Here is a 17,959-nt window from a genome sequence, read left to right on the forward strand (position 1 = left end):
GACTGTCCGTGGGGGCCTCCCCGAGGGACTCCAGGCCCCTCAGGGAGGCCCCCACGGACTTTCGACCGGCTTAGGCGGGGGTTTTGAAGGGGTCGTGCTCGGCGAGCAGCTTGTCGAGGCGGGCCTGGTCGACGCGGGTGACCACGGAGTTCTCGTCCTGGCGGTCACGCACGCACTTGGCCAGTGTGAACGCCGAAGTGACCAGATAGAGCATGCCCAGCGCGAGGAAGCCGCGGACCCAGCCGTTCACCGGCAGGAACACGATCCCGGCGGCGACCGCGATCAGGGCGAGACCGAACGACAGCGCCGCCTGGGCGAAGAACGCCGCAGTGGTGGACGACGCGGAGGAGACGGTTTTTGTCATGTCCTCACGGTCGCCGACCAGCCCCGCGAAGTCTTGAGTACGACTACTCGACCACCGGTCTCGAACCGAACACGGCTCAGAGTTCGTAGAGGTCCAGCACGGTCGGCGCCACCGGGCTCAGGTGCGGATCGGGACGCTCGTTCACCAGCCCGCGCGCCATCCGGTAGACGCGGAACTCGTTGTCGTGCTCGGTGTCCTGGTCGTCCCAGACGTGGAGCAGGCCGTACGAGCCCGCCGCCAGCTCACCGACCCTGGTGAACAGTTCGAGCAGCCGCGGCCCGATCGTGCCGCCGTGCTTGTCGAACCCGCCGAGGTGCAGCATCGGCAGCCCGGCGCTCCAGCGCAGGTCCACCAGATCGACCACGTCGGCGTCGTGCACGGCGCGATGCACCCGCTCGACGAGGCGTTCGAGCAGTGCGGCGTCGTCGTCCCCGCTCGCGGTCGCTTGGATCGTCACCCAGCCGTGGTATTCGAACACGCCTAGGAAGGTAGCAGCAGACCTGGGTTTTCCGGGGTCCGGGCGGTCAGCGCGCCAACGCGCTCGGTGCGCCGTCGCGGCGCAGCACGCTCTTGAGCACGCCCTCGCCGTTGCGGCCGAACGCGGTCAGCAGCGGCTCGCCGAACACGCACAACGTCCGCTCCCACGGATGCCCGAGCGTGCCGAAGCGGAAGTCGCTCGCGAGGAACATGTGGTAGTCGACGCGGGGGAAGACCGGGACGGTCCAGGTGTCGGCGGCGGCCATCCGGTGCGGCCAGAATCGGTAGGACTGGTGCTGCCAGTGCAGCACCCACACCCACTCGTCGGGCCGGACGGCCTCCTTCAGCGCCGCCAGCGCGACGTCGGCGAGGTCGCGCTCCTCCACGGCGTACGGGCCCACCCGGAACTCCGCGGACGAGCGGTCGAGGTCGCCGGGAGAGAGATCCCAGGTCTTGGACGGCGAAGGCTCACGGAAACCAGGCCAGGCGTGGGAAAACGTGCTCGGCGCGAAGCCGAGCTCGTCGTACACCCAGTACCAGGCGGGCTCGTCGGCGACGCGGGAGAGCGGTTCCCAGGCAGCATTCACGTTTCGACCTCGAAGCTTTCGGCCGGTCCAAGACTGCGGAAAGCTTCGTGTTCAACGCCGAGATTGTCCAGTCCAGCTCCCGCGCCGCGCGAAATCCGTCACCCGTCCGGGTGCATGTCCGGCCAGGTCGCGGCGCCGGAAATCGGCTCGCGATGCGGCCCTGACCAGTGGGTCTGCCCGCTGCCCCCGGACGCTCTCTCCCGGTGGCGACGGCTCAGCGTGCTTCCGCTCGCACCTCCTCCGGCGGCGGCCATTCGTTGATCGGTTCGCCGTAGGACGAAACCTCCAGCCGCGACAGGTAACCCCCTTCGACGAAGAGCAGGAGATCACCGCGCGGCGTGCCGTCCGCGGCCTCGATCCGCGCGGACGCGAAATCCCGCCGCGGCACCTCGACCGGCGCCACCTCCCCCACGTCCACGGACAGGTCCACGGTCGCGCAACCGCACTCGCACCCCGGCGACGCGCGGGTGTGCGGCAGCTGCGCGCGGAGCCCGGCGGCGATCGGGTCCTCCGCGCGCAGCAGCCTGCCGAGCACGGCGAGCACCGCGTCGCTCAGCGGTTCCGGCATGACACCTCCGGTGCTAGGCGGCGTCCCAGAGGGTCATGAACGCCGTGGCCTCGCTCTGCGCCCACGGCCGAAGCCGTGCGCGATCGCGGGGACTCAGCATGAACTCCTTGGCCCGCCGGACGTCGATGACCAGTGCCTCGCCGCCGGGCAGCAGGTCCGGCATGGCCTTTTCCATCAGCCACAGCGCCAGCAGCGCGGCGTCCCGGGTGAGCGGCTCCTCCTTGAAGTAGAGCCAGGTCGCGTACCGGTGGCCGTTGCTCTTGCGCAGCCCGAGCTGCGGGCTGATGCCGATCTCCAGCTCGCCGAGCACGCACCGCGCCCGGCCGACCTCCACCAGCCGCGGGTTGCGACGGCCCAGGTACCGCAGCCAGCCCTCGGCGATGGCGGCGTAGTGCGGCTTCGTCCGGTCGTCGGCGGCGTTGACCAGTGCGCGCAGGGCCACCTCGTCCTGCCCGGCCGCGCGTCCGGCACGGACGGCGTTCGCCGCCCGGCGGTAGTAGTTGAACGCGGCGCGCGCCGGGTCCTCGTACAGCCGGCGCTGACGGCGGACGAACGAGGACCGCGCCGGACCGGAGCTCGCGCTGTAGCCCACGAAGGTGGGCAGGGTGATGTAAGCCATGAGGCCGCCTTTCGCCGCTTCGCCACCCGGCGCCCTGGTTGACCGCCGGGCGACATCTCCCCTGGACAACGCCAATTTTAGAACATACGTACGACAGTTTCGGCGGCCTTGCGGGTGACGCGGCGAAGGTGTTTGGGGCGTTCAGGAACCTCGCGGCGGCCAGGTTCCGGCGAGCAGCAAACGGGCCTGCTGGAGCAACTGCTCCTCACAGAAGGACGTCGGCGTGACGTCGGTCGGAATCCAGGTTTCCAGCAGCTCCGTCCAGCGGACCAGCTCCCGCAGCACGGCCGGTTCGCCGAGCCGTTCGCTCGCTTCGCGGACCAGCCGGCCGCCGGGCAGCGGGGCGACGGCGCCCTGGACGAGGTCGTGCAGCCGCTCGCGGAGTAGTACCCACTCGCCGACGTTCGCCGAGGTCAGGAGCTATGTCCCAGCGCGCGGGTCAGCGTGGTCGACAACGGTTCGACACGGAGCATCGCACCGGCCTCGAACTGCACCACGTCCAGATGCGGCACCCCGGCCAGCTCGGCGAGCTGGGCGCGGGTGAGGCCGCGTTCCTCCCGCATGATCCGCACCAGCCTGCCGCAGTCCTCCGCGTCCCATTTGGCGCGGTCCTCCACTGTCATCGGTGGCGCGGCGAATTCCGCGAGCTGCTCGTCCACGATGCTCCCTCCGGCAGACGCCTTTCGCCCACCCTACGGACCGCCGCGCCGGTTCGGCGGCGGGCGAACACCTCAAGCCCGGCCCTGGTGTGACCCATCGTCCACTACGCACCCTTGTCGCCAAGGCCAGGCGAGACGTACAGTATTTTGTACGTCGAAGGGAGGGTGCTGATGAAGACCATGAGCTACTCCGAGTCTCGCGCGAACTACGCCGAGACGCTCGACTCGGTGGTGAACGACCGCGAAGAAGTCGTGATCACTCGCGCGGGGCATGAGCCGGTCGTGATCGTGTCGCTTGAGGACTACCAATCACTCAAAGAGACGGCCTACCTGCTCCGTAGCCCGGAGAACGCACGGCGGCTGATTACCGCCATCGAGCAGTTGGAGTCAGGCGGCGGGACACAGCACGACCTCGTTGAATGAAGCTCGTCTGGAACGAATACGCCTGGGACGACTACCTCTGGTGGCAGACCGAGGACCGCAAGGTGCTCAAACGTGTCAACGAGTTGATCAAGGACATCAGGCGCAACGGCAACGAAGGAATCGGCAAGCCGGAGCGGCTGAAGGAGGGGTTCAGCGGCTACTGGTCGCGCCGCATCACCGACGAACACCGTCTGGTCTACAAGATCGTCGACGCCGAGATCCGCATCGCGCAGTGCCGCTACCACTACGGCAAGTAGCGGTAGCGGCTCACCAGTCCTAGGAGCCCTGGACGTTCAGCCCGATGGGGCAGGAGACGCCGGTGCCGCCGAGGCCGCAGTAGCCGTTCGGGTTCTTGGCGTCCGAGAGGTACTGCTGGTGGTACTCCTCGGCGTAGTAGAACTCGCCGAGCGGCGCCAGCTCGGTGGTGATCGTGCCGTGCCCGGCCGCGGTCAGCGCCGCCTGGAACGACTCCCTGGACGCCTCGGCCGTCGCCTTCTGCTCGTCGTCGGTGTAGTAGATCGCCGACCGGTACTGGGTGCCGAGGTCGTTGCCCTGGCGCATGCCCTGCGTCGGGTCGTGGCCCTCCCAGAACACCTTCAGCAGCGTCTCGTAGGACACCCGCGCCGGGTCGAACACGACGAGCACGACCTCCGCGTGCCCGGTCCGACCGCTGCAGACCTCCTCATAGGTCGGGTTCGGTGTGTGCCCGCCCGCGTAGCCGACGGCGGTGGAGTACACCCCCGGCGTCTGCCAGAAGATCCGCTCGGCGCCCCAGAAGCAGCCGAGCCCGAACACGGCCGTGCGCAGGCCGTCCGGGAAGGGCGGCGCGCTCCGCCGGTCGGTGAAGACCGCGTGCACACCGGACACCGCCATCGGCTCCGCCCGTCCTGGCAGCGCCTCGTCCGCACCCACGATTTCCGTCTTGTCTCGCCCGAACCACGCCATACCCCAACTGTACGCAGTTCGCGAGTTCGGCACCGGGGCCGGAAACCCGCCCGTTTGCCGTGACACGCGCCGCCCCGGGCGACGCACGTGTCACACTGGTGCCCCTAACGGGTGGCAGGGAGTGTGGGGATGAGCTGGCAGGACGAACTGCGCCGGCTGGACGCGGAAGTGGCCGCCGGTCGGCTCAACCCGGCCGAGCATCGCAGGCTCCGCGACGACCTGCTCGCCGAGGCCTCCGGGCGGACGGTGCCGTCACCGGTCGCGTCGCCGTTGCGGCACCCGGCGGGCAACACCTGGCACAGCACCAACCCGGCCGCCACTCCCCCAGAAGCCCGGCCGTGGCCACCGCCACCCCAGCAGCCGACGATCCCGCAGGCGCCCGTCCCACCACCGCACTCGCCACCCGTCCCGTCGCAGCAGGACGCCGTCACCCTGCCCGCGCAGCCGGTGCCGCCCGCACCCGCGGCCGGCCCGCACGGCACGGCCTTCTTCACCGACCGGCCGACCACCGCGCCGAGCCCGGCCGACCTCAACCCGACCGACGCCCTGCACACCGGCACTCCCGCACCGGCGGGGCAGTCCACGGCCCGATTCCCGTACGCGGCCCCGGAACGCGGCGAGGGCAACCGCTGGGACGAGGAGATGGCCACGGCACCGCGGCGTTCGCGCCGGCTGCCGACGTGGCTGTTCCTCGCCGGAGGCGTGCTCCTGGTGCTCGTGCTGATCATCGGCGGGACCTGGTGGCTGGGCAGCGACCGCGCCAAGTCGCCGCAGCCTGGCGAAACCGCGACCTCCGCGAGCCAGCCGAGCCAACCGCAGCGGCTCACCGGGACCATGATCGAAGAACGCCTGCCCCAGCTGCCGGGCCAGCCCTATCCGAACAACTCGATCCTGTCGCTCGCCAAGGGCGTGGACCTGAACCTGTACCCGCGCGCGTCGTCCGAGCTCTTCGCCCAGCACGGTGCGACCGAGGTCGTCTACCGGGGCTCCCTGGCCGAAGGGACCGGGTACCTGGTCCTCGCGGTCCCGACCAACTCCGGCGAGGACGCGCGCGCGGTGACCGACACCCTGCGACAGGGCGCGCTGGCCAGCGGTTTCACCGCGCTCAAGCCCGACAAGTCGACCGTGACCGGCAAGGTCGGCGAGTTGATGGCGAACGCGTCCTGGTACGCCTCGGACAACGTCGCCGTCATCGTCTGGATCTCCGCGCCGCTCGGCGCGGACAAGAGCGCCCTGGAGAAGCAGCTCGACCAGACGCTCTCGTCCCTGCGCCAGAAGCTTCCGGCTCGCTGAGTCAGCGAAGCGGCAGCGTCCCCGGCTCTCCACCGGAGAGCCTGGCCAACGTCTCCCGCGCGACGTCGTCACCGAACCGACGGCCGATCGCGGCCTTGCCGTCCTCGGACAACTGCTGCCACAGCTTGCCGTCCTGAAGCAGCGTGAGGATGTGCTCCGCGAGTTCCTCGGCGGTGTCGCCGACCAGAACGTCCACCCCGTGGGTCAGGGACATCCCCTCGGCGGCCAGCGTGGTGGCCACGACCGGGACGCCGAGGGCAAGGCTTTCGCCCACCTTCCCCTTCACCCCGGCCCCGAACCGGAGTGGCGCGACGACCACGCGGGCCGTGCGGTAGGTCGCGTCGAGATCGGCCACCCAGCCGTGGGAGACGACGCCGTCCCGTTCGAGTTCGAGCATCTCCGTCGGCGGGTTGCTCCCCACGATGTGGGCCACCGCGTCGGGACGCCTCGCCCGGACGAGCGGCATGATCTCCTCGGCCAGCCAGCGGGCCGCGTCCCGGTTGGGCAGATGGTCGAAGCTGCCGACGAACAGCACGCCGTCGCGGCCCTCGGGCACCGACACCGTGCCCTCGACCCGGTGCACGTTGGACAGCACCTCGACCCTGGCCGAGGGCACCAGCTCGCCGAGCAGCTGACGCTCCACATCGGACACCACGAGCGTGACGTCGGCCGCCCTGGCGAGCCCGAGTTCGGACTCCCGCAGCACCTCGGCCCGGCGGCGCAGCGTCAGCTCCTCACGGGTGTCCCCGAACTGCGCGGCGAGGTCCGCCTGCCGGCTGAGCCGCACGAAGTGCAGATCGACGGTGTCGTAGGCGATCACGCAGTCCGGGGCGCATTCGCGGACCTGCTCGATGAGCTGCCAGGCGACGTTCGGCCGCGACAGGATCGCCAGCCGGAGGTCCTGCCCCGCTTCGCGCAGGAACGCGAGCTGCTCACCGAGGCCGGTCACCACGGTGACGCCCGCTCGGTAGAGCGCGCCCGCGTAGGGCTCGGGCAGCGCGTTGTTCATCGGCATGAACACGACCCGGTGCCCCAGCCCCACCAGCAGCTCCAGGATCCGCGCCATGCGGACCGAGCCGGAATCCTTGTCGGTCAAGGGAACCTGGTGATCGACGACCAGCACGGTGCCGCCGCGGTGCCCGGCGCGCGTGCGCTGCCTGCCCTGCCACACCGCGCGGGGGCTGGCCTCGGGGAAGTGCTCCTCGAGCCGCTCACGCCACTTCTCCACGAAGACGCCGCGGTTGAGTTCCTGGTGGCGCTTGACCCCGGAGGACACGTCGGTGCCGTTGGTGACGCCCTCGTGGTGCACCACCACCGAGGCGGGCTGCACCATCGTCCGGTAACCGGCTTCCCGGACCGCGAAGGCGAGGTCGGTGTCCTCGTAGTAGGCGGGCGAGTAGCGCTGGTCGAACCCGCCGATGCGTTCGAACAGCTCACGCCGGACCAGCAGGGCGGCACCGGAGCAGTAGTCGACGTCACGCAGCGCCTGGAACCACGGCAGGTGCTCCGGCTCGGTGCGCCCGTAGTTCCACCCGGTCCCGTCGGCCCAGATGATCCCGCCACATTCCTGCAGCCGACCGTCCGGGTACACCAGCTTCGAGCCGACCAGGCCGACGTCGGGACGGGTCTCCACGACGTCCACGAGCTCGTCCAGCCAGCCCGGCCGGACCTCCGTGTCGTTGTTCAGGAACATGACGAACTCACCGCGCGCGTGCTCGGCGCCGTGGTTGCAGGCGCCGACGAAGCCGAGGTTCTTCGGTGTCCGGACCAGCCGGACGCCGGGGCACTGCGCGACCCGGTCGGCCGCGTCGTCCGGCGAAGCGTCGTCGACGACGATGACCTCGAACGGCATCTTCGGGAGGTGGCGCTGGATCGAGTCGAGGCAGGCCCGCGTGTAGGCCCAGTTGCCGTAGGTGGGGATGACGACGCTGACGATCGGCGACTCGCTCGTGGTGACCCCGACGGGCCCCGGCACCGCCGGCGCCCCGGGCAGGACACCCGCCGGGCGTCCGAGCGCCGTTTCGTACAGGTCGCGCCGCCGCGTACCCCGAGGGGCGGCCCGCTCGATCGTCCCGCGATAGCGGCTGATCAGCCGCTGGCCGATCGCGGACTGCTCCGCCCGGAGCTTGGCGTTCTCGGCAGCGAGGTCACCGGCGGTGCGGGTCAGGTTCGCGTTGTTGGCCGAAAGCCACTCGACGCGTTCGGCGTCGTACCCGGCCTTCCGGCGCACCCGGTCGAGCTCCTCGGACGTCTTGCGGTGTTCTTCCCTGGACGCGGCCGCGCGGTCGAGCGCGGCGTCCCGTTCTCCGGCGGCGCGACGCTCGGCCGCGGTCATCGCGGCGAGATCCGCCGCCGCCCGCGCGGTCGCCTCCCTCGCGGCGGCCAGTTCGTCCTGGACCTGTCGCAGCTCCGCGCGCAGGTGCTCGATCGGCGCCTGCGCGTCGATGGCGGCCTGCGCGACCATGGTCAACTGCGGGTCGACCAGCACGGACGTGGGGACCTCGAGCAGTGGGCGCGCCGAGGCGACGGCGACCAGGTAGGTGTGCGGTGCCCCGGGCGTCACGCTCCACGAGTTCTCCGACTCGCGACGCAGGGTGCGCGTCTCGGCCGGGGCGGGGCCGACGCCGTCGTGGATCAGCGAACCGACCGCGACGTTCTGCCGGAGGACGGACACGTGCTCGAACCGCTCCCCGAGCAGGGCGCGGAAGTCGGCCTCGGACAGCTCGCGCACGTGGAACGGGTTCTCGTTGCCGTGGTCGTGCGTGTACACCGCGACGTCGGGGGTGCTGCAGAGGAACACGCCGTCCGGGGCGAGGCGGTTGCGGACCAGGTCGAGCAGCCTGTCCTGCTCGACGACGTGCTCGATCGCCTCGAAGCAGACGACCACGTCGAACGGCTCGGCGCCGTCGAGCGCGCCAGGATCGGTGATCGAACCGATTTCGAACGAAACGCCGGGATACCGGGCACGGGCGTGCCGCACCGTGGTCTCGTCGATCTCGAGCCCGACGACGGCCGCGGCGTTCGACGCCAGCAGGGCGGAACCGTAGCCTTCGCCGCTGGCGAGATCGAGGACCCGCTTGCCCTCGGTGAACCGGGTGGCGAACGCGTACCGGTGGTAGTGCTCGTAGATCACCTGGAGGTCTTCGGCCCACGGCACACACCGCTCGCCGGTCCATTCGATCAGGCGCTCTCCGGAAGTCCCCTTACCCATGGGGGAAGAGGTTAGCCGCCGGGCCGGTCACGCCCGCACCGCCTAGTCTCCGAGCAGCTCCAGCCCCACCAGGATGTACGCCAGCGTCCGCCGGTCACTCCCCAGCCCCGTCCCGGCCGGGTTGACCGACCAGTCCGCGTCCAGCACGAACCGCAGCGTCCGGTGTGCCTCGATGGACACCGGCAGGTCCTGTTCGACCAGCCCCCGCCCCACCTCGGCCTTGGCCACCGGGACTCCGTCGAGCGAAATCGCCATCGTGCCGCCGGGCATCCAGTCCGGCAGGTACGTCCGCAGCCTGACCCGCCGCACCTCCGCCGTGGTCAGCAGCGGGAACTCCGCACTCGCGGCCGCCCATCCGTCGTCGTAAAGACCGTTCATCCTGCCGACGACCAGGCCGCCGCCACTGACCAGCCGCTCACCGGGGAAGGTGTTCGGCCGGAACGACACCCGGCCGGCGGGATCCACCAGCGACGTGTCGCGCACCGAGCGTTCCGGGGTCCGGTTGCCGTAGACCCGCAGCGGCTGGGGAGCGGGGTGGAACAGCGCGGTGAGGTGCGTCGGCGTCACGATGCCCAGGTCGATGAGGCTGTCGTCGAGGTCGCCGATGTGGTCGAGCAGCGCGCGGTCGCCGGGATCGGACAGGTCGAAGTTGTGCCCGTAGATCCGGTCGGTGAACGGGTCGACGACATTGGCGTAGCCCAGGAACAGGCTGGGGTGCAGGTAATCGAGCAGCACCGGCAGGACGTCCTGCGCGCGGATGCCTTCGAAGCTGTCGACCGCGCAGTCGAGGTCGTCGAACTGCTCGTCGATCTCGCCGGTGACCGCGTTGCGGCGCAGCCGGGGCGGCAGGGTCGCCCAGATGCGCTCGACCACCTCGAGTGCCTCCGGCCAGCGCCGATGGCCGTTGCGGCCGATCATGTCGTGGACGACGAGGACCCCGTCCGGGTCGAGGCTGTCCCGGATCTGGCCGTAGAGGTGTTCGAGGTCGAGCACGTGATGCAGGGCATGGAAGCCGACGACGACGTCGTGTCCGGCGTCCGCGCGCCAGGTGTTGAAGTCGCCGAGGATGAACTCGACGCGGTCCTCGACCCCCTGCGCACGAGCGGCCTCGCGGGCCCTGTCCTGCATGTCGGGGTTGAGTTCGAGCAACCGCAGCCGGACGCCGACGTCGCCGGTCTCCGCCAGCGCGCGCAGCCAGCCCAGTTCCTGGTCGCCGTTCCCGCTGCCCAGCGACAGCACGACCACGTCACGCTTCGCCCGCCGCGCCCTGTCCCGGATCTCGCCGATGATGAGCTCGTCGATCCCCGGGATACCGAGCGCGTCGAACTTCGGGCGCAGATGCCGCGCGGACCAGTGGTGCGCGGACGGCGGGAGGTCCAGGTGCAGTTCGTGCTGCCCGGCGAACGTCTCGCGTTCCTTCGCCAGCCGCTGGTCGTAGTCGAATCCTCGGTCACCCGGCATGCCGCGTCCTCACCCCTTGACTTCGCCGAACCGGACGATCACCGATCGTCAGAGCGTTAGGATACGGCGGTGTCATCACCTTCCGGCCTGCGCCCACCAGCGGCGGGAGGCCTGCCGCCGACACCGGAATCGTGGTTGCCGCACGAACACAGCCTGTACCGGCCCCGGCACAGCAGGCGGCAGCGCACCGCACTGACCTGCGCGGTGATCTTCTTCCTCGCCCCGGCGATGGCGTTCGTCTTCGGCGTGCGCAGCGACGCGTTCGAAAACCGCCCGCTGCACCAGTTCCCCAGCCTCGCCGACGGCTGGGGCTTCTTCACCGGGCTCTCCGACTGGGCGACCGATCACCTTCCGCTGCGGCACGCCGGGATCCAGGCCTCGGACGGCATCAGCACCGGTGTCTTCGGGGACGCCCCCGGCACCGACCACAAGGCGCCGACCGGGCCGATCGGCGTCGATCCGCAGAGCACCGGCGGCACCGGCAACCCCGGCGGCGTCGCCCCCGGTGACGTGCCGGGCTACGTCTACCCGCAGGTCCTGCCCGGCAAGGACGGCTGGCTGTACCTCGGCGAGGACGTCAACGCCAAGTGCCGCCCGGTGCTCGACATGAACCACGTCGTCGACGCGCTGCGGCGGCTGCGCACCGCCGTCGAATCGTCCGGACGCCGCTTCCAACTGGTCATCGCGCCGGACAAGTCCACGACCGAGCCCTCGCACCTGCCGGACAGCTACGTCGGCAAGCAGTGTGCCGCGGCCAAGGGCGCCGAGTTCTGGAACCGGGTCCCCCGGGAGACGGGCGCGATAGACCTCCGCCCGGCGCTCGCCACCGCCGGGCAACAGCTGGGCCGCGCCGTCTACGACCCCAACGACACGCACTGGGGATTCGGCGGCGGGCTCACCATGACCTACGCGCTGGCGCAGGCGATCACGCCGGGAATCACCACGACCTGGCAGGTCACCCCGGACGGCACCCGCGACTGGCCCGCCGACCTCGAACGCATGCTGGGCCGGACCGACCAGCGCCACCTGACCAGCTACCAGCTCGGCCCGGACGGCGGCGCGGACCGGACCAAGTACCTGGCCAGCGACTTCCGCACCACGCTCCGGCTCACCCAGCCGGACACGGTGCCGGGCATGCTCACGCCGAAGGTCGGCATCGTCGCGGACTCGTTCACCCAGTTCGCCACTCCGTTCCTGGCCGCGACCTGCCGGGACGTGTCCATTACGCATACCGACACGATCTCGCAGGGCAGCCAGGAGGATCTTGCCGAGTTGTTCTCCGATCGTGACGTTGTCACCTTCGAGTTCGTCGAGCGCAGCGTGGTCGGCGGCTCGACCGCCGTGCTGAGCAACCCGGTGCTCGACAAAATCGCGAAGGCGCTGGCCCAGCACCCGAAATGACGTCACGAGCGCCCGTTCGCCGGACTTCGCGCCCGGCTCGGTTACGAGTGGGTGGTTGCTGACCACCGCGAACGCGCGTGCGTGCACAATATCCACCGTGCGGCCCATCCGGTGACCGCCGGAAAACGAGTGGGCGAACTCGGGGACTACTACCCGAAGGGGGTACCGGGGTGACCTGGCAGGAAGACTTGCGGAGGCTCGACGAGGCTCTGGCGTCGGGCAGCCTGACGGCGGACGAGTACCGGACACGCCGTGACCAGGTCCTTTCCATGGCGGTCACTCCGGAGGAGAGCCACCCGGCCCAGCCGCAGCAGGCACAGGGCGGCCCCGGCGCCGGCGAAACGCAGATCATCCCGCCGGTGGCCCCGCCGTCCCCGCCGCAGGGCCAGAGCGCGTCGGAGGCCACCCAGGTCGTCTCCGCCGCGGACGCGGCCTCTGCCGAACGCACCCAGGCCGTCGCCCCGTGGCAGATGCAGCAGCACCAGCAGCAGCGCCCGCAGTCCCCAGCGGGCGGCTTCCAGCAGCCGAACCTCCAGTCGCCCCCCGGTGGGTTCCCGCCCCCGCAGCAACAGCCGGGCCCCGCGTGGAACGCCCCGCAGAACGACGTGAGCCCGCCGTGGGGCGGGAGTGACTTCCCGCCGCTCGCGCCGACGTCGAACTCCGACTGGGTGTCGCAGGGCCCCGAGTCCTTCCAGACGACGCCGTCCTCGGGCAAGGGCAAGAAGATCGCCATCGCGGTGGTGGCCGTCGTCGTCCTCGCCGGTGCCGGTGTCGGCGCCTGGGCGCTGTTCGGCAACGACAGCGGCGGCAGCAACCCACCGGTCGCGCAGTCGAGCAGCCAGCCGCCCGCGCCGCCCACCAGCAAGGCCCTGCCGGAGCCGCCCGCGGCCAAGCCCGAGCCGGCGAGCAACGAGGCGACGCTGACCGACCTGCCGGGAACGCCGCGTAACGGTGGTGGCGCCTTCGACCTCGCGAAGCTGCAGAGCGGCAAGCTGCTCTCCGACTCGGTCACCCAGCGGCTGAAGGAAGGTGGGATGACCGAGGGCCTGCTCAAGACGAACACCGACGACTCGGTCACCCTCGGCCTCTACGCGCTGGCCATGCCGGACACGCAGAGCGCGTCGAAGGTCGCGATCGAGTACGCGAACGCGCAGCAGGAAGGCGGGCTCCCGCTCGACAAGACCCTGTCGCTGCGTGGCGTGCAGGTGTACGCCAGCCCGAACGGGGCCGAGCAGAGCGTGTTCCGCGCGGTGTACGTGGTGTACGGCCGCACGGTCATCGTCGAGTCGTACGGTGCGAACCGGGCTTCCGCACTCAAGGACTTCCAGACCGTGCTCAACGCGCAGATCGCGAAGGCTCCGCCGACCCAGCGCGACAACTGACCCCGTCCCGACGTTAGCCCGAACGTGTGAGCTGCGTCGTGTCGGCCAACGGCCTCCCACTCTCGAACGCCTTCTGATCGGAGCATCGATCCGACGGTGCTTCGGGAGAGGAGCCGAGATGGCCTGGCAGATCGTCGTGGTCGCCGCGGTGGCCGTGGTGTTCCTGGTCCGGCTCGCCATGCGGTTCAAACGCGGCTAGCAGAGGCCCCCGGACCCAGACTTTCGCGGATCAGGCCATGGTGACTCTGGCTCGGTAGCTTGCCGAAGTGGGGCCCGGCTCGTGCGCGAGCCGGGCCCCACAGAGGTTTCAGCAGGTCATCCGGCGGGCCGCACACACCGCTCGTTGGAGTCCGTCACCGCACCTGTGGTGGCGTTCCACGTGATACTGCCGCCCTGGAAGCAGCTGCGCTTGCCCCCGGGGATGTCCAACACGTCCGTCGTCGGGTAGCCGAGGTAGGAGGTCTCCCAGCCCAGCGCCGCCCAGCGATCCTTGTTCCCACCGTAGATCCAGTGAGCGCCGGTCTCGGGCGTCCAGTAGATCGAGCCACCGTTCTGGAAGTGGTTGTACCGGCCCCGGCCGTCCGGCGTCCCCGTCGTGTCGGTCACCGGCACGCCGAAGATCGGATGGTGCATCAGGTCCCCCTCGACGTACTTGACGGAGATCGCCCCTTCGACCGCCTTCACGCCGAGTTCAGGCGTCCAGACCAGCCGCCCGTTCTTGTGGTCGCGGTACCGAAGATTCCCTTCGGCTTTCTCGTCGGCGACCGCGTCGCCGACGCGGCTACGAAGGTTGTCATCGTTGAGCCAGCGGCGATGGATCGCCGACGTCGTCGGGTTCTCCCCGAAAATCCGCCAGAAAGTGTCCGCGTCGTACAGGTTCGGCGAATCGAACGGGTGCGCGCCGCTGCGGTCGGCCGCGTAGAGCAGGCTGTCGTAGTGCCGGAGGAACCGGCCGGGCGCGCCCTTGGACTCCAACGTCACGCCGTAGGGGTAGGGGGCGGGCTTGGTGCACCAGGTGGCGTCGGCGCGGAAGCGGTCCGTGCCATCGCTGGGCACGATGAGCACCTTGAAGTCCAGCTGGCGCAGGTAGGTTCCCGGCTTGGCAACCGATTCGAAGGAATGGCAGTCGAAGTCGGCGAGACCGGTAACGACCTTCCAGGTGGCGTCGGCGCCATCACCGGGAACCGGAGCCTCACTACCGAAGCCGATCACGGCCTGGCCGCCCTGAGCGCCACGAATGTAGGTACCCCGCACTCCGGGCGTGTCCGTGGAGAGCGACTGGCGCAGGACGCCGTCCTCGTACTGGCCGACGCGCAGGAAGCGGTCGATGTCGTCGACGCTCCCGCCCAGCGCCTTGGTCGCCCCCGCGACCAGGCTCGGGTGGACCTTGCTGTTCTCCGCCCGGACCTTCAGCTCCTCCAGGCGCCGGCGGTCGGCCTCGGCCTTCTTCTGCAACGCGATCGCGACGTCACGACGGTTCGCGTCGTAGATACCGCTGTCGATGAACACCTTCCAGTCCGCCGCGTTCGAACTGCGCAACGCCCGCTCGGCAGCACTCGCGACCTCGGTCCCCGGGGCCGCACGGTTCCAGATCTCCCGGACGAAATTGTCATCCGACAGGATCAGCAGATTCTCCGTCGCCACGATCCCCAGCACGGCGGCCGCGCGGGCCTTGGCGTCGCGCGCGGCGAGGCGGGCCTTCTCCGCCTCGGTGTGCTCCTTGTCCTGATCGATCTTGTCCTGCTGGTCCCGCGCGTGCGCGGTGACGATCCCGTTGAGCAGGAACTCCTTCCGCGCCGCCTCGTCCGCACCGAACGCGGCCAACGCGGCGGCCTTGACCTTCGGGCCGGTCGCACGCTGCCACAACGCATACACGAAGTCCTTATAGGACTGAATCAGCAACTCCGGGTCCGCGACGATCCCGATCGTCGCCGCCGCGTGCCGCTTCAACTCACGCGCCTGACGCGCGATCTCCGTGTCCCGGACCTCCTTGACGTCATCCCGCTTCTTCGCCTCGTGGATCCCCGTCTTGATCCACTGACTGCACTCCAGGTCACTACCGGAGAAAGCCAGCTCCGCCGAAGCCCGCACCTCCGACCCCGTCGCCTTACGCCACAACGCGATCACGAAGTTACGATCGCTGAGCACCAGCAAATCATCACCGGCCACGATCCCCAGCACCGCGGCCGCGCGGACCTTGTCCTCCAGCGTCGCCTCCGGCACCGCCGCGGCCTGAGCCGCGGCAGTCTTCGTGTTCAAGGGCGCGGCCTCCGCCGGAACACCGGCCAACCCCGCCAGCAACGCGACTCCGGTCGCCGCGATCACCGCGCGCGACAACACCCCAGGTCTTTTCTTCATGAGTCCCTCACAGTAGCCCTGATACCTCATCCGGCGGCGATAAAGCCTCGTACAACCACTCGATAGAAATCTTCCGACCAGCTGTCTTGAATTACCTCTAGAACACGAAACCCAGCGCGACAGTAACATATTCTCCATGCCGGATCCAGCTCTCAGCAAAACGTATCGCAGACCCATTCAGACGTACGTCTTTTTCTTTACGCCTAGTCCAGAAGCCAGCAATATCACCGCACCGTGGAGTCACGACTCCGGACCATCTTCCAGCCTGCGCAGCAGGTAGACAGCACCCGAATACTCGTCCCCGGTCACTATTTCTTCCGCGTCGCGCCAATAGCGGACGAAAACATGGTCTACACCGGACTCGCGAAGCAAAGGAAAGCGATGCTCCTCCACATCTAGGTCCCATTCTCGCAAAGCACCCGAGGAGAACACGTATAACGATGGCGGTTCGATCTCGTGCAAGGATGCGGCAAGGAGTTTCCAAGAACGCTCCCGATCCGCCATCGGAACGGTGTCGCGATTCTTCAGTGGCGCGACGACGCCGACCGTGATACCACGAACTTTCCTAGCCTGCAGAGTGGCCACGGCCAGTTCGATCAGTTCCAGCCAACATCCGGGAATCTCGGTGGCGGCAGGGCTCTGCCAACCCTCGACACCCAGCTCGTCGAAGTGCACGGAGCGGACAGATTGACTCGCATCTACGACAGTGGCCAACCAGGCATTCACAGTCGCCGTCATGCGTCCAGCGGAAGTTTCCATCCACACTCCCTGAGCCACTTCTTCTGCGCGTTCGTCAGTTTACCGGGTCCGCCGGCCCCACCGTCGTGCTTCCACGTCCCATCCTTGTTCAGCGCCGTGCCGTCGGAGAAATGTACGTGTGTCTGCTCACCAGGGATCTTTCCCTTGTCCACTCGGGTGACACCACTCGGCGCGCCACCGGTCTGGATCTTCTTGTTCATCTGGTTGACCGAGCAGTTGTGCACCAGCAGCTGGGCATCGGTGATGTAGTAGTTGTGATCACCTTCGACCTCGAAGTTGTAGACCGTGGTCTGCACTACGCGCCGGGTGATCGACGAAATCACTGGCTGGTCGCCCCTGAGAGACTGAAGCCGTTCCCCCAGCCTCAGATCACCTGCCGTGACCCAGCCACGATCGATGACCCAAAACGGGTGTTGTGGGGTGACCTCCAGCGTCGTCGCACCGACGGCGACCGTCAACAACTCGTCGGCATGCTTGTTGAACAAGCCCACGACACCACGCAACTGCGAATGGCCGGAAGTGAGATCCCTCGCCCAGACCCTGTCCCCTACCTTTATTTGTTCAATCGGTTTCTCGCCATGCGCTGTCGCCACCATCGTCCCGGCGGGGAAGCAGTTGCAGATTATTCTCAGCTTCCCGAGGAGTTCCCGCGTCTTTTCGAGAATCTTGGTTCCCGCGGCGGATGCCTCCAGGAACTTCGTGACACCGCCAGCAATCTTGACGATCGCTGCACCGACCTGCGGAAGTTTTACGACCAGTGCAAGCAGGGACCCGGCGTTGACGACCGTCCACAAGCAACTGACTATGTCGCCTTCACCGAAGCACTTCTTCGCGTCGGTGACCCCGATGATGTCAAGGAGGACGTCAGCTCCGTTCTCCTTGATGAAGTCAAGGATCCCCTTGTTCGCCGCGCCTAGTGCGTCCTTGTACTGCTGGACAAGCTCGTCACCGCCCTCTGAATAGAGGATCATCTCCTCTTCTTCGTCGCTGATCCCGGGATCATTCGCCCCAGACCCTGCCGCCTGTTGCTTGCGTTTTTCTGCTTCGCGTTGGCGTTGGGCTTCTTCGGCGCGGTCGGCGGCTTTGCCTGCTTCGATGGCGGCGTTCATGGCGTTCTTGGCGGCGGTGGCGGCGTTGTCCGCGTGCCGCTGCGCGCTTTCCGCCGCCGCGTTCGCCGCGGTGGCATCGGCTTCCGCCCGGTCCGCCGCACCCCGCGCGGCGGCCGCGTCGGACTCGGCCCGGCTCGCGGCCGACCGTGCCGCGGCCGCTTCACCCTCAGCCGCACTGGCGGCGCGGCCGGCGATGGCGGCGTCGCTGTTGGCCTGGTTCGCCGCCCGACGCGCCTTGACCGCGTCGTCGTGGGCCTGCGCATCAGCCTGGTTCGCCCGCGCCGCCGCCGCACGCGCCGCCGCACCATCAGTCGCGGCCTCGGCCGCGGCCTGCTGCGCCTCC

At 69.1% G+C, this 17,959-nt stretch carries 18 protein-coding genes; 5 read left to right on the plus strand and 13 right to left on the minus strand.

What is annotated here, in order from left to right:
- Nucleotides 1-70: 70 nt before the first annotated feature.
- From ABD987_RS25745 to ABD987_RS25775, 7 genes are all read right to left on the minus strand, one after another.
- On the minus strand, nt 71-364 hold the full coding sequence (locus ABD987_RS25745) for a YiaA/YiaB family inner membrane protein (protein WP_345398741.1): 294 nt from the start codon (nt 362-364) through the stop codon (nt 71-73).
- 76 nt (nt 365-440) lie between these two features.
- Nucleotides 441-842: an immunity 7 family protein gene (locus ABD987_RS25750; RefSeq protein ID WP_345398744.1), complete on the minus strand. Its 402-nt coding sequence runs from the start codon at nt 840-842 to the stop codon at nt 441-443.
- 46 nt (nt 843-888) lie between these two features.
- On the minus strand, nt 889-1,428 hold the full coding sequence (locus ABD987_RS25755; RefSeq protein WP_345398747.1) for a DUF2716 domain-containing protein: 540 nt from the start codon (nt 1,426-1,428) through the stop codon (nt 889-891).
- Between the two features lie 214 nt (nt 1,429-1,642).
- A complete protein-coding gene (locus ABD987_RS25760; protein ID WP_345398750.1) occupies nt 1,643-1,996 on the minus strand; it encodes a hypothetical protein in 354 nt (117 codons plus the stop codon).
- A gap of 13 nt (nt 1,997-2,009) precedes the next feature.
- Complete coding sequence (locus ABD987_RS25765; RefSeq protein ID WP_345398753.1) at nt 2,010-2,615, minus strand: hypothetical protein; 606 nt, start codon at nt 2,613-2,615, stop codon at nt 2,010-2,012.
- A 141-nt stretch (nt 2,616-2,756) separates the two neighbouring features.
- Complete coding sequence (locus tag ABD987_RS25770) at nt 2,757-2,900, minus strand: hypothetical protein (protein ID WP_345398756.1); 144 nt, start codon at nt 2,898-2,900, stop codon at nt 2,757-2,759.
- Between the two features lie 128 nt (nt 2,901-3,028).
- On the minus strand, nt 3,029-3,274 hold the full coding sequence (locus tag ABD987_RS25775) for a helix-turn-helix domain-containing protein (protein ID WP_345398759.1): 246 nt from the start codon (nt 3,272-3,274) through the stop codon (nt 3,029-3,031).
- A gap of 171 nt (nt 3,275-3,445) precedes the next feature.
- On the opposite strand from ABD987_RS25775, the gene ABD987_RS25780 reads away from it, so the two are divergent.
- Entirely contained in the window at nt 3,446-3,697 is a 252-nt protein-coding gene (locus tag ABD987_RS25780) for a type II toxin-antitoxin system Phd/YefM family antitoxin (RefSeq protein ID WP_345398762.1), read from the plus strand.
- Complete coding sequence (locus ABD987_RS25785) at nt 3,694-3,954, plus strand: Txe/YoeB family addiction module toxin (protein WP_345398765.1); 261 nt, start codon at nt 3,694-3,696, stop codon at nt 3,952-3,954. Before ABD987_RS25780 ends, ABD987_RS25785 begins: the two co-directional genes overlap by 4 nt.
- Before the next feature lie 19 nt (nt 3,955-3,973).
- On the opposite strand, the gene msrA is transcribed toward ABD987_RS25785, so the two are convergent.
- Nucleotides 3,974-4,642 carry a peptide-methionine (S)-S-oxide reductase MsrA gene (msrA, locus tag ABD987_RS25790; protein WP_345398768.1) on the minus strand — a complete coding sequence of 223 codons (669 nt, stop codon included), beginning with the start codon at nt 4,640-4,642 and terminating at the stop codon, nt 3,974-3,976.
- Between the two features lie 129 nt (nt 4,643-4,771).
- On the opposite strand from msrA, the gene ABD987_RS25795 reads away from it, so the two are divergent.
- Nucleotides 4,772-5,935: a hypothetical protein gene (locus ABD987_RS25795; RefSeq protein ID WP_345398771.1), complete on the plus strand. Its 1,164-nt coding sequence runs from the start codon at nt 4,772-4,774 to the stop codon at nt 5,933-5,935.
- Between the two features lies 1 nt (nt 5,936).
- On the opposite strand, the gene ABD987_RS25800 is transcribed toward ABD987_RS25795, so the two are convergent.
- Together ABD987_RS25800 and ABD987_RS25805 are read right to left on the minus strand one after the other, a co-directional pair.
- Nucleotides 5,937-9,146, minus strand: coding sequence for a glycosyltransferase (locus tag ABD987_RS25800; protein WP_345398774.1), 3,210 nt, complete (start codon nt 9,144-9,146; stop codon nt 5,937-5,939).
- 42 nt (nt 9,147-9,188) lie between these two features.
- The gene (locus ABD987_RS25805) at nt 9,189-10,607 is read right to left on the minus strand and encodes an SAM-dependent methyltransferase (RefSeq protein ID WP_345398777.1); all 1,419 of its coding nucleotides are present in this window, start codon (nt 10,605-10,607) and stop codon (nt 9,189-9,191) included.
- A gap of 69 nt (nt 10,608-10,676) precedes the next feature.
- Between ABD987_RS25805 and ABD987_RS25810 the strand changes: the two genes are divergently transcribed.
- Both ABD987_RS25810 and ABD987_RS25815 read left to right on the plus strand, forming a co-directional pair.
- A complete protein-coding gene (locus ABD987_RS25810; protein ID WP_345398780.1) occupies nt 10,677-12,008 on the plus strand; it encodes an alginate O-acetyltransferase AlgX-related protein in 1,332 nt (443 codons plus the stop codon).
- Between the two features lie 170 nt (nt 12,009-12,178).
- Nucleotides 12,179-13,390 carry a DUF1707 domain-containing protein gene (locus ABD987_RS25815; protein ID WP_345398783.1) on the plus strand — a complete coding sequence of 404 codons (1,212 nt, stop codon included), beginning with the start codon at nt 12,179-12,181 and terminating at the stop codon, nt 13,388-13,390.
- Nucleotides 13,391-13,705: 315 nt separating this feature from the next.
- Here the strand turns inward: ABD987_RS25815 and ABD987_RS25820 are convergent, their stop codons facing one another.
- The 3 genes from ABD987_RS25820 to ABD987_RS25830 form a co-directional block, all read right to left on the minus strand.
- A complete protein-coding gene (locus ABD987_RS25820; protein WP_345398786.1) occupies nt 13,706-15,877 on the minus strand; it encodes an AbfB domain-containing protein in 2,172 nt (723 codons plus the stop codon).
- A 111-nt stretch (nt 15,878-15,988) separates the two neighbouring features.
- Nucleotides 15,989-16,507: a hypothetical protein gene (locus ABD987_RS25825; protein WP_345398789.1), complete on the minus strand. Its 519-nt coding sequence runs from the start codon at nt 16,505-16,507 to the stop codon at nt 15,989-15,991.
- Nucleotides 16,483-17,959: Hint domain-containing protein (locus ABD987_RS25830; protein ID WP_345398793.1), on the minus strand; the 1,477-nt coding region annotated here is incomplete at its 5' end. The genes ABD987_RS25825 and ABD987_RS25830, both read right to left, overlap by 25 nt.

The sequence above is a fragment of the Amycolatopsis samaneae genome (assembly GCF_039541975.1).
GTDB classification, from domain to species: Bacteria; Actinomycetota; Actinomycetes; order Mycobacteriales; family Pseudonocardiaceae; genus Amycolatopsis; species Amycolatopsis samaneae.

Bases quoted from the DNA above. Each gene is read 5' to 3' on its own strand.
- ABD987_RS25745 (WP_345398741.1), bottom strand. From the start codon at position 364: ATGACAAAAACCGTCTCCTCCGCGTCGTCCACCACTGCGGCGTTCTTC.
- ABD987_RS25760 (WP_345398750.1), bottom strand. From the start codon at position 1,996: ATGCCGGAACCGCTGAGCGACGCGGTGCTCGCCGTGCTCGGCAGGCTG.
- ABD987_RS25765 (WP_345398753.1), bottom strand. From the start codon at position 2,615: ATGGCTTACATCACCCTGCCCACCTTCGTGGGCTACAGCGCGAGCTCC.
- ABD987_RS25780 (WP_345398762.1), top strand. From the start codon at position 3,446: ATGAAGACCATGAGCTACTCCGAGTCTCGCGCGAACTACGCCGAGACG.
- ABD987_RS25785 (WP_345398765.1), top strand. From the start codon at position 3,694: ATGAAGCTCGTCTGGAACGAATACGCCTGGGACGACTACCTCTGGTGG.
- msrA (WP_345398768.1), bottom strand. From the start codon at position 4,642: ATGGCGTGGTTCGGGCGAGACAAGACGGAAATCGTGGGTGCGGACGAG.
- ABD987_RS25795 (WP_345398771.1), top strand. From the start codon at position 4,772: ATGAGCTGGCAGGACGAACTGCGCCGGCTGGACGCGGAAGTGGCCGCC.
- ABD987_RS25800 (WP_345398774.1), bottom strand. From the start codon at position 9,146: ATGGGTAAGGGGACTTCCGGAGAGCGCCTGATCGAATGGACCGGCGAG.
- ABD987_RS25805 (WP_345398777.1), bottom strand. From the start codon at position 10,607: ATGCCGGGTGACCGAGGATTCGACTACGACCAGCGGCTGGCGAAGGAA.
- ABD987_RS25820 (WP_345398786.1), bottom strand. From the start codon at position 15,877: ATGTTACTGTCGCGCTGGGTTTCGTGTTCTAGAGGTAATTCAAGACAG.
- ABD987_RS25825 (WP_345398789.1), bottom strand. From the start codon at position 16,507: ATGGAAACTTCCGCTGGACGCATGACGGCGACTGTGAATGCCTGGTTG.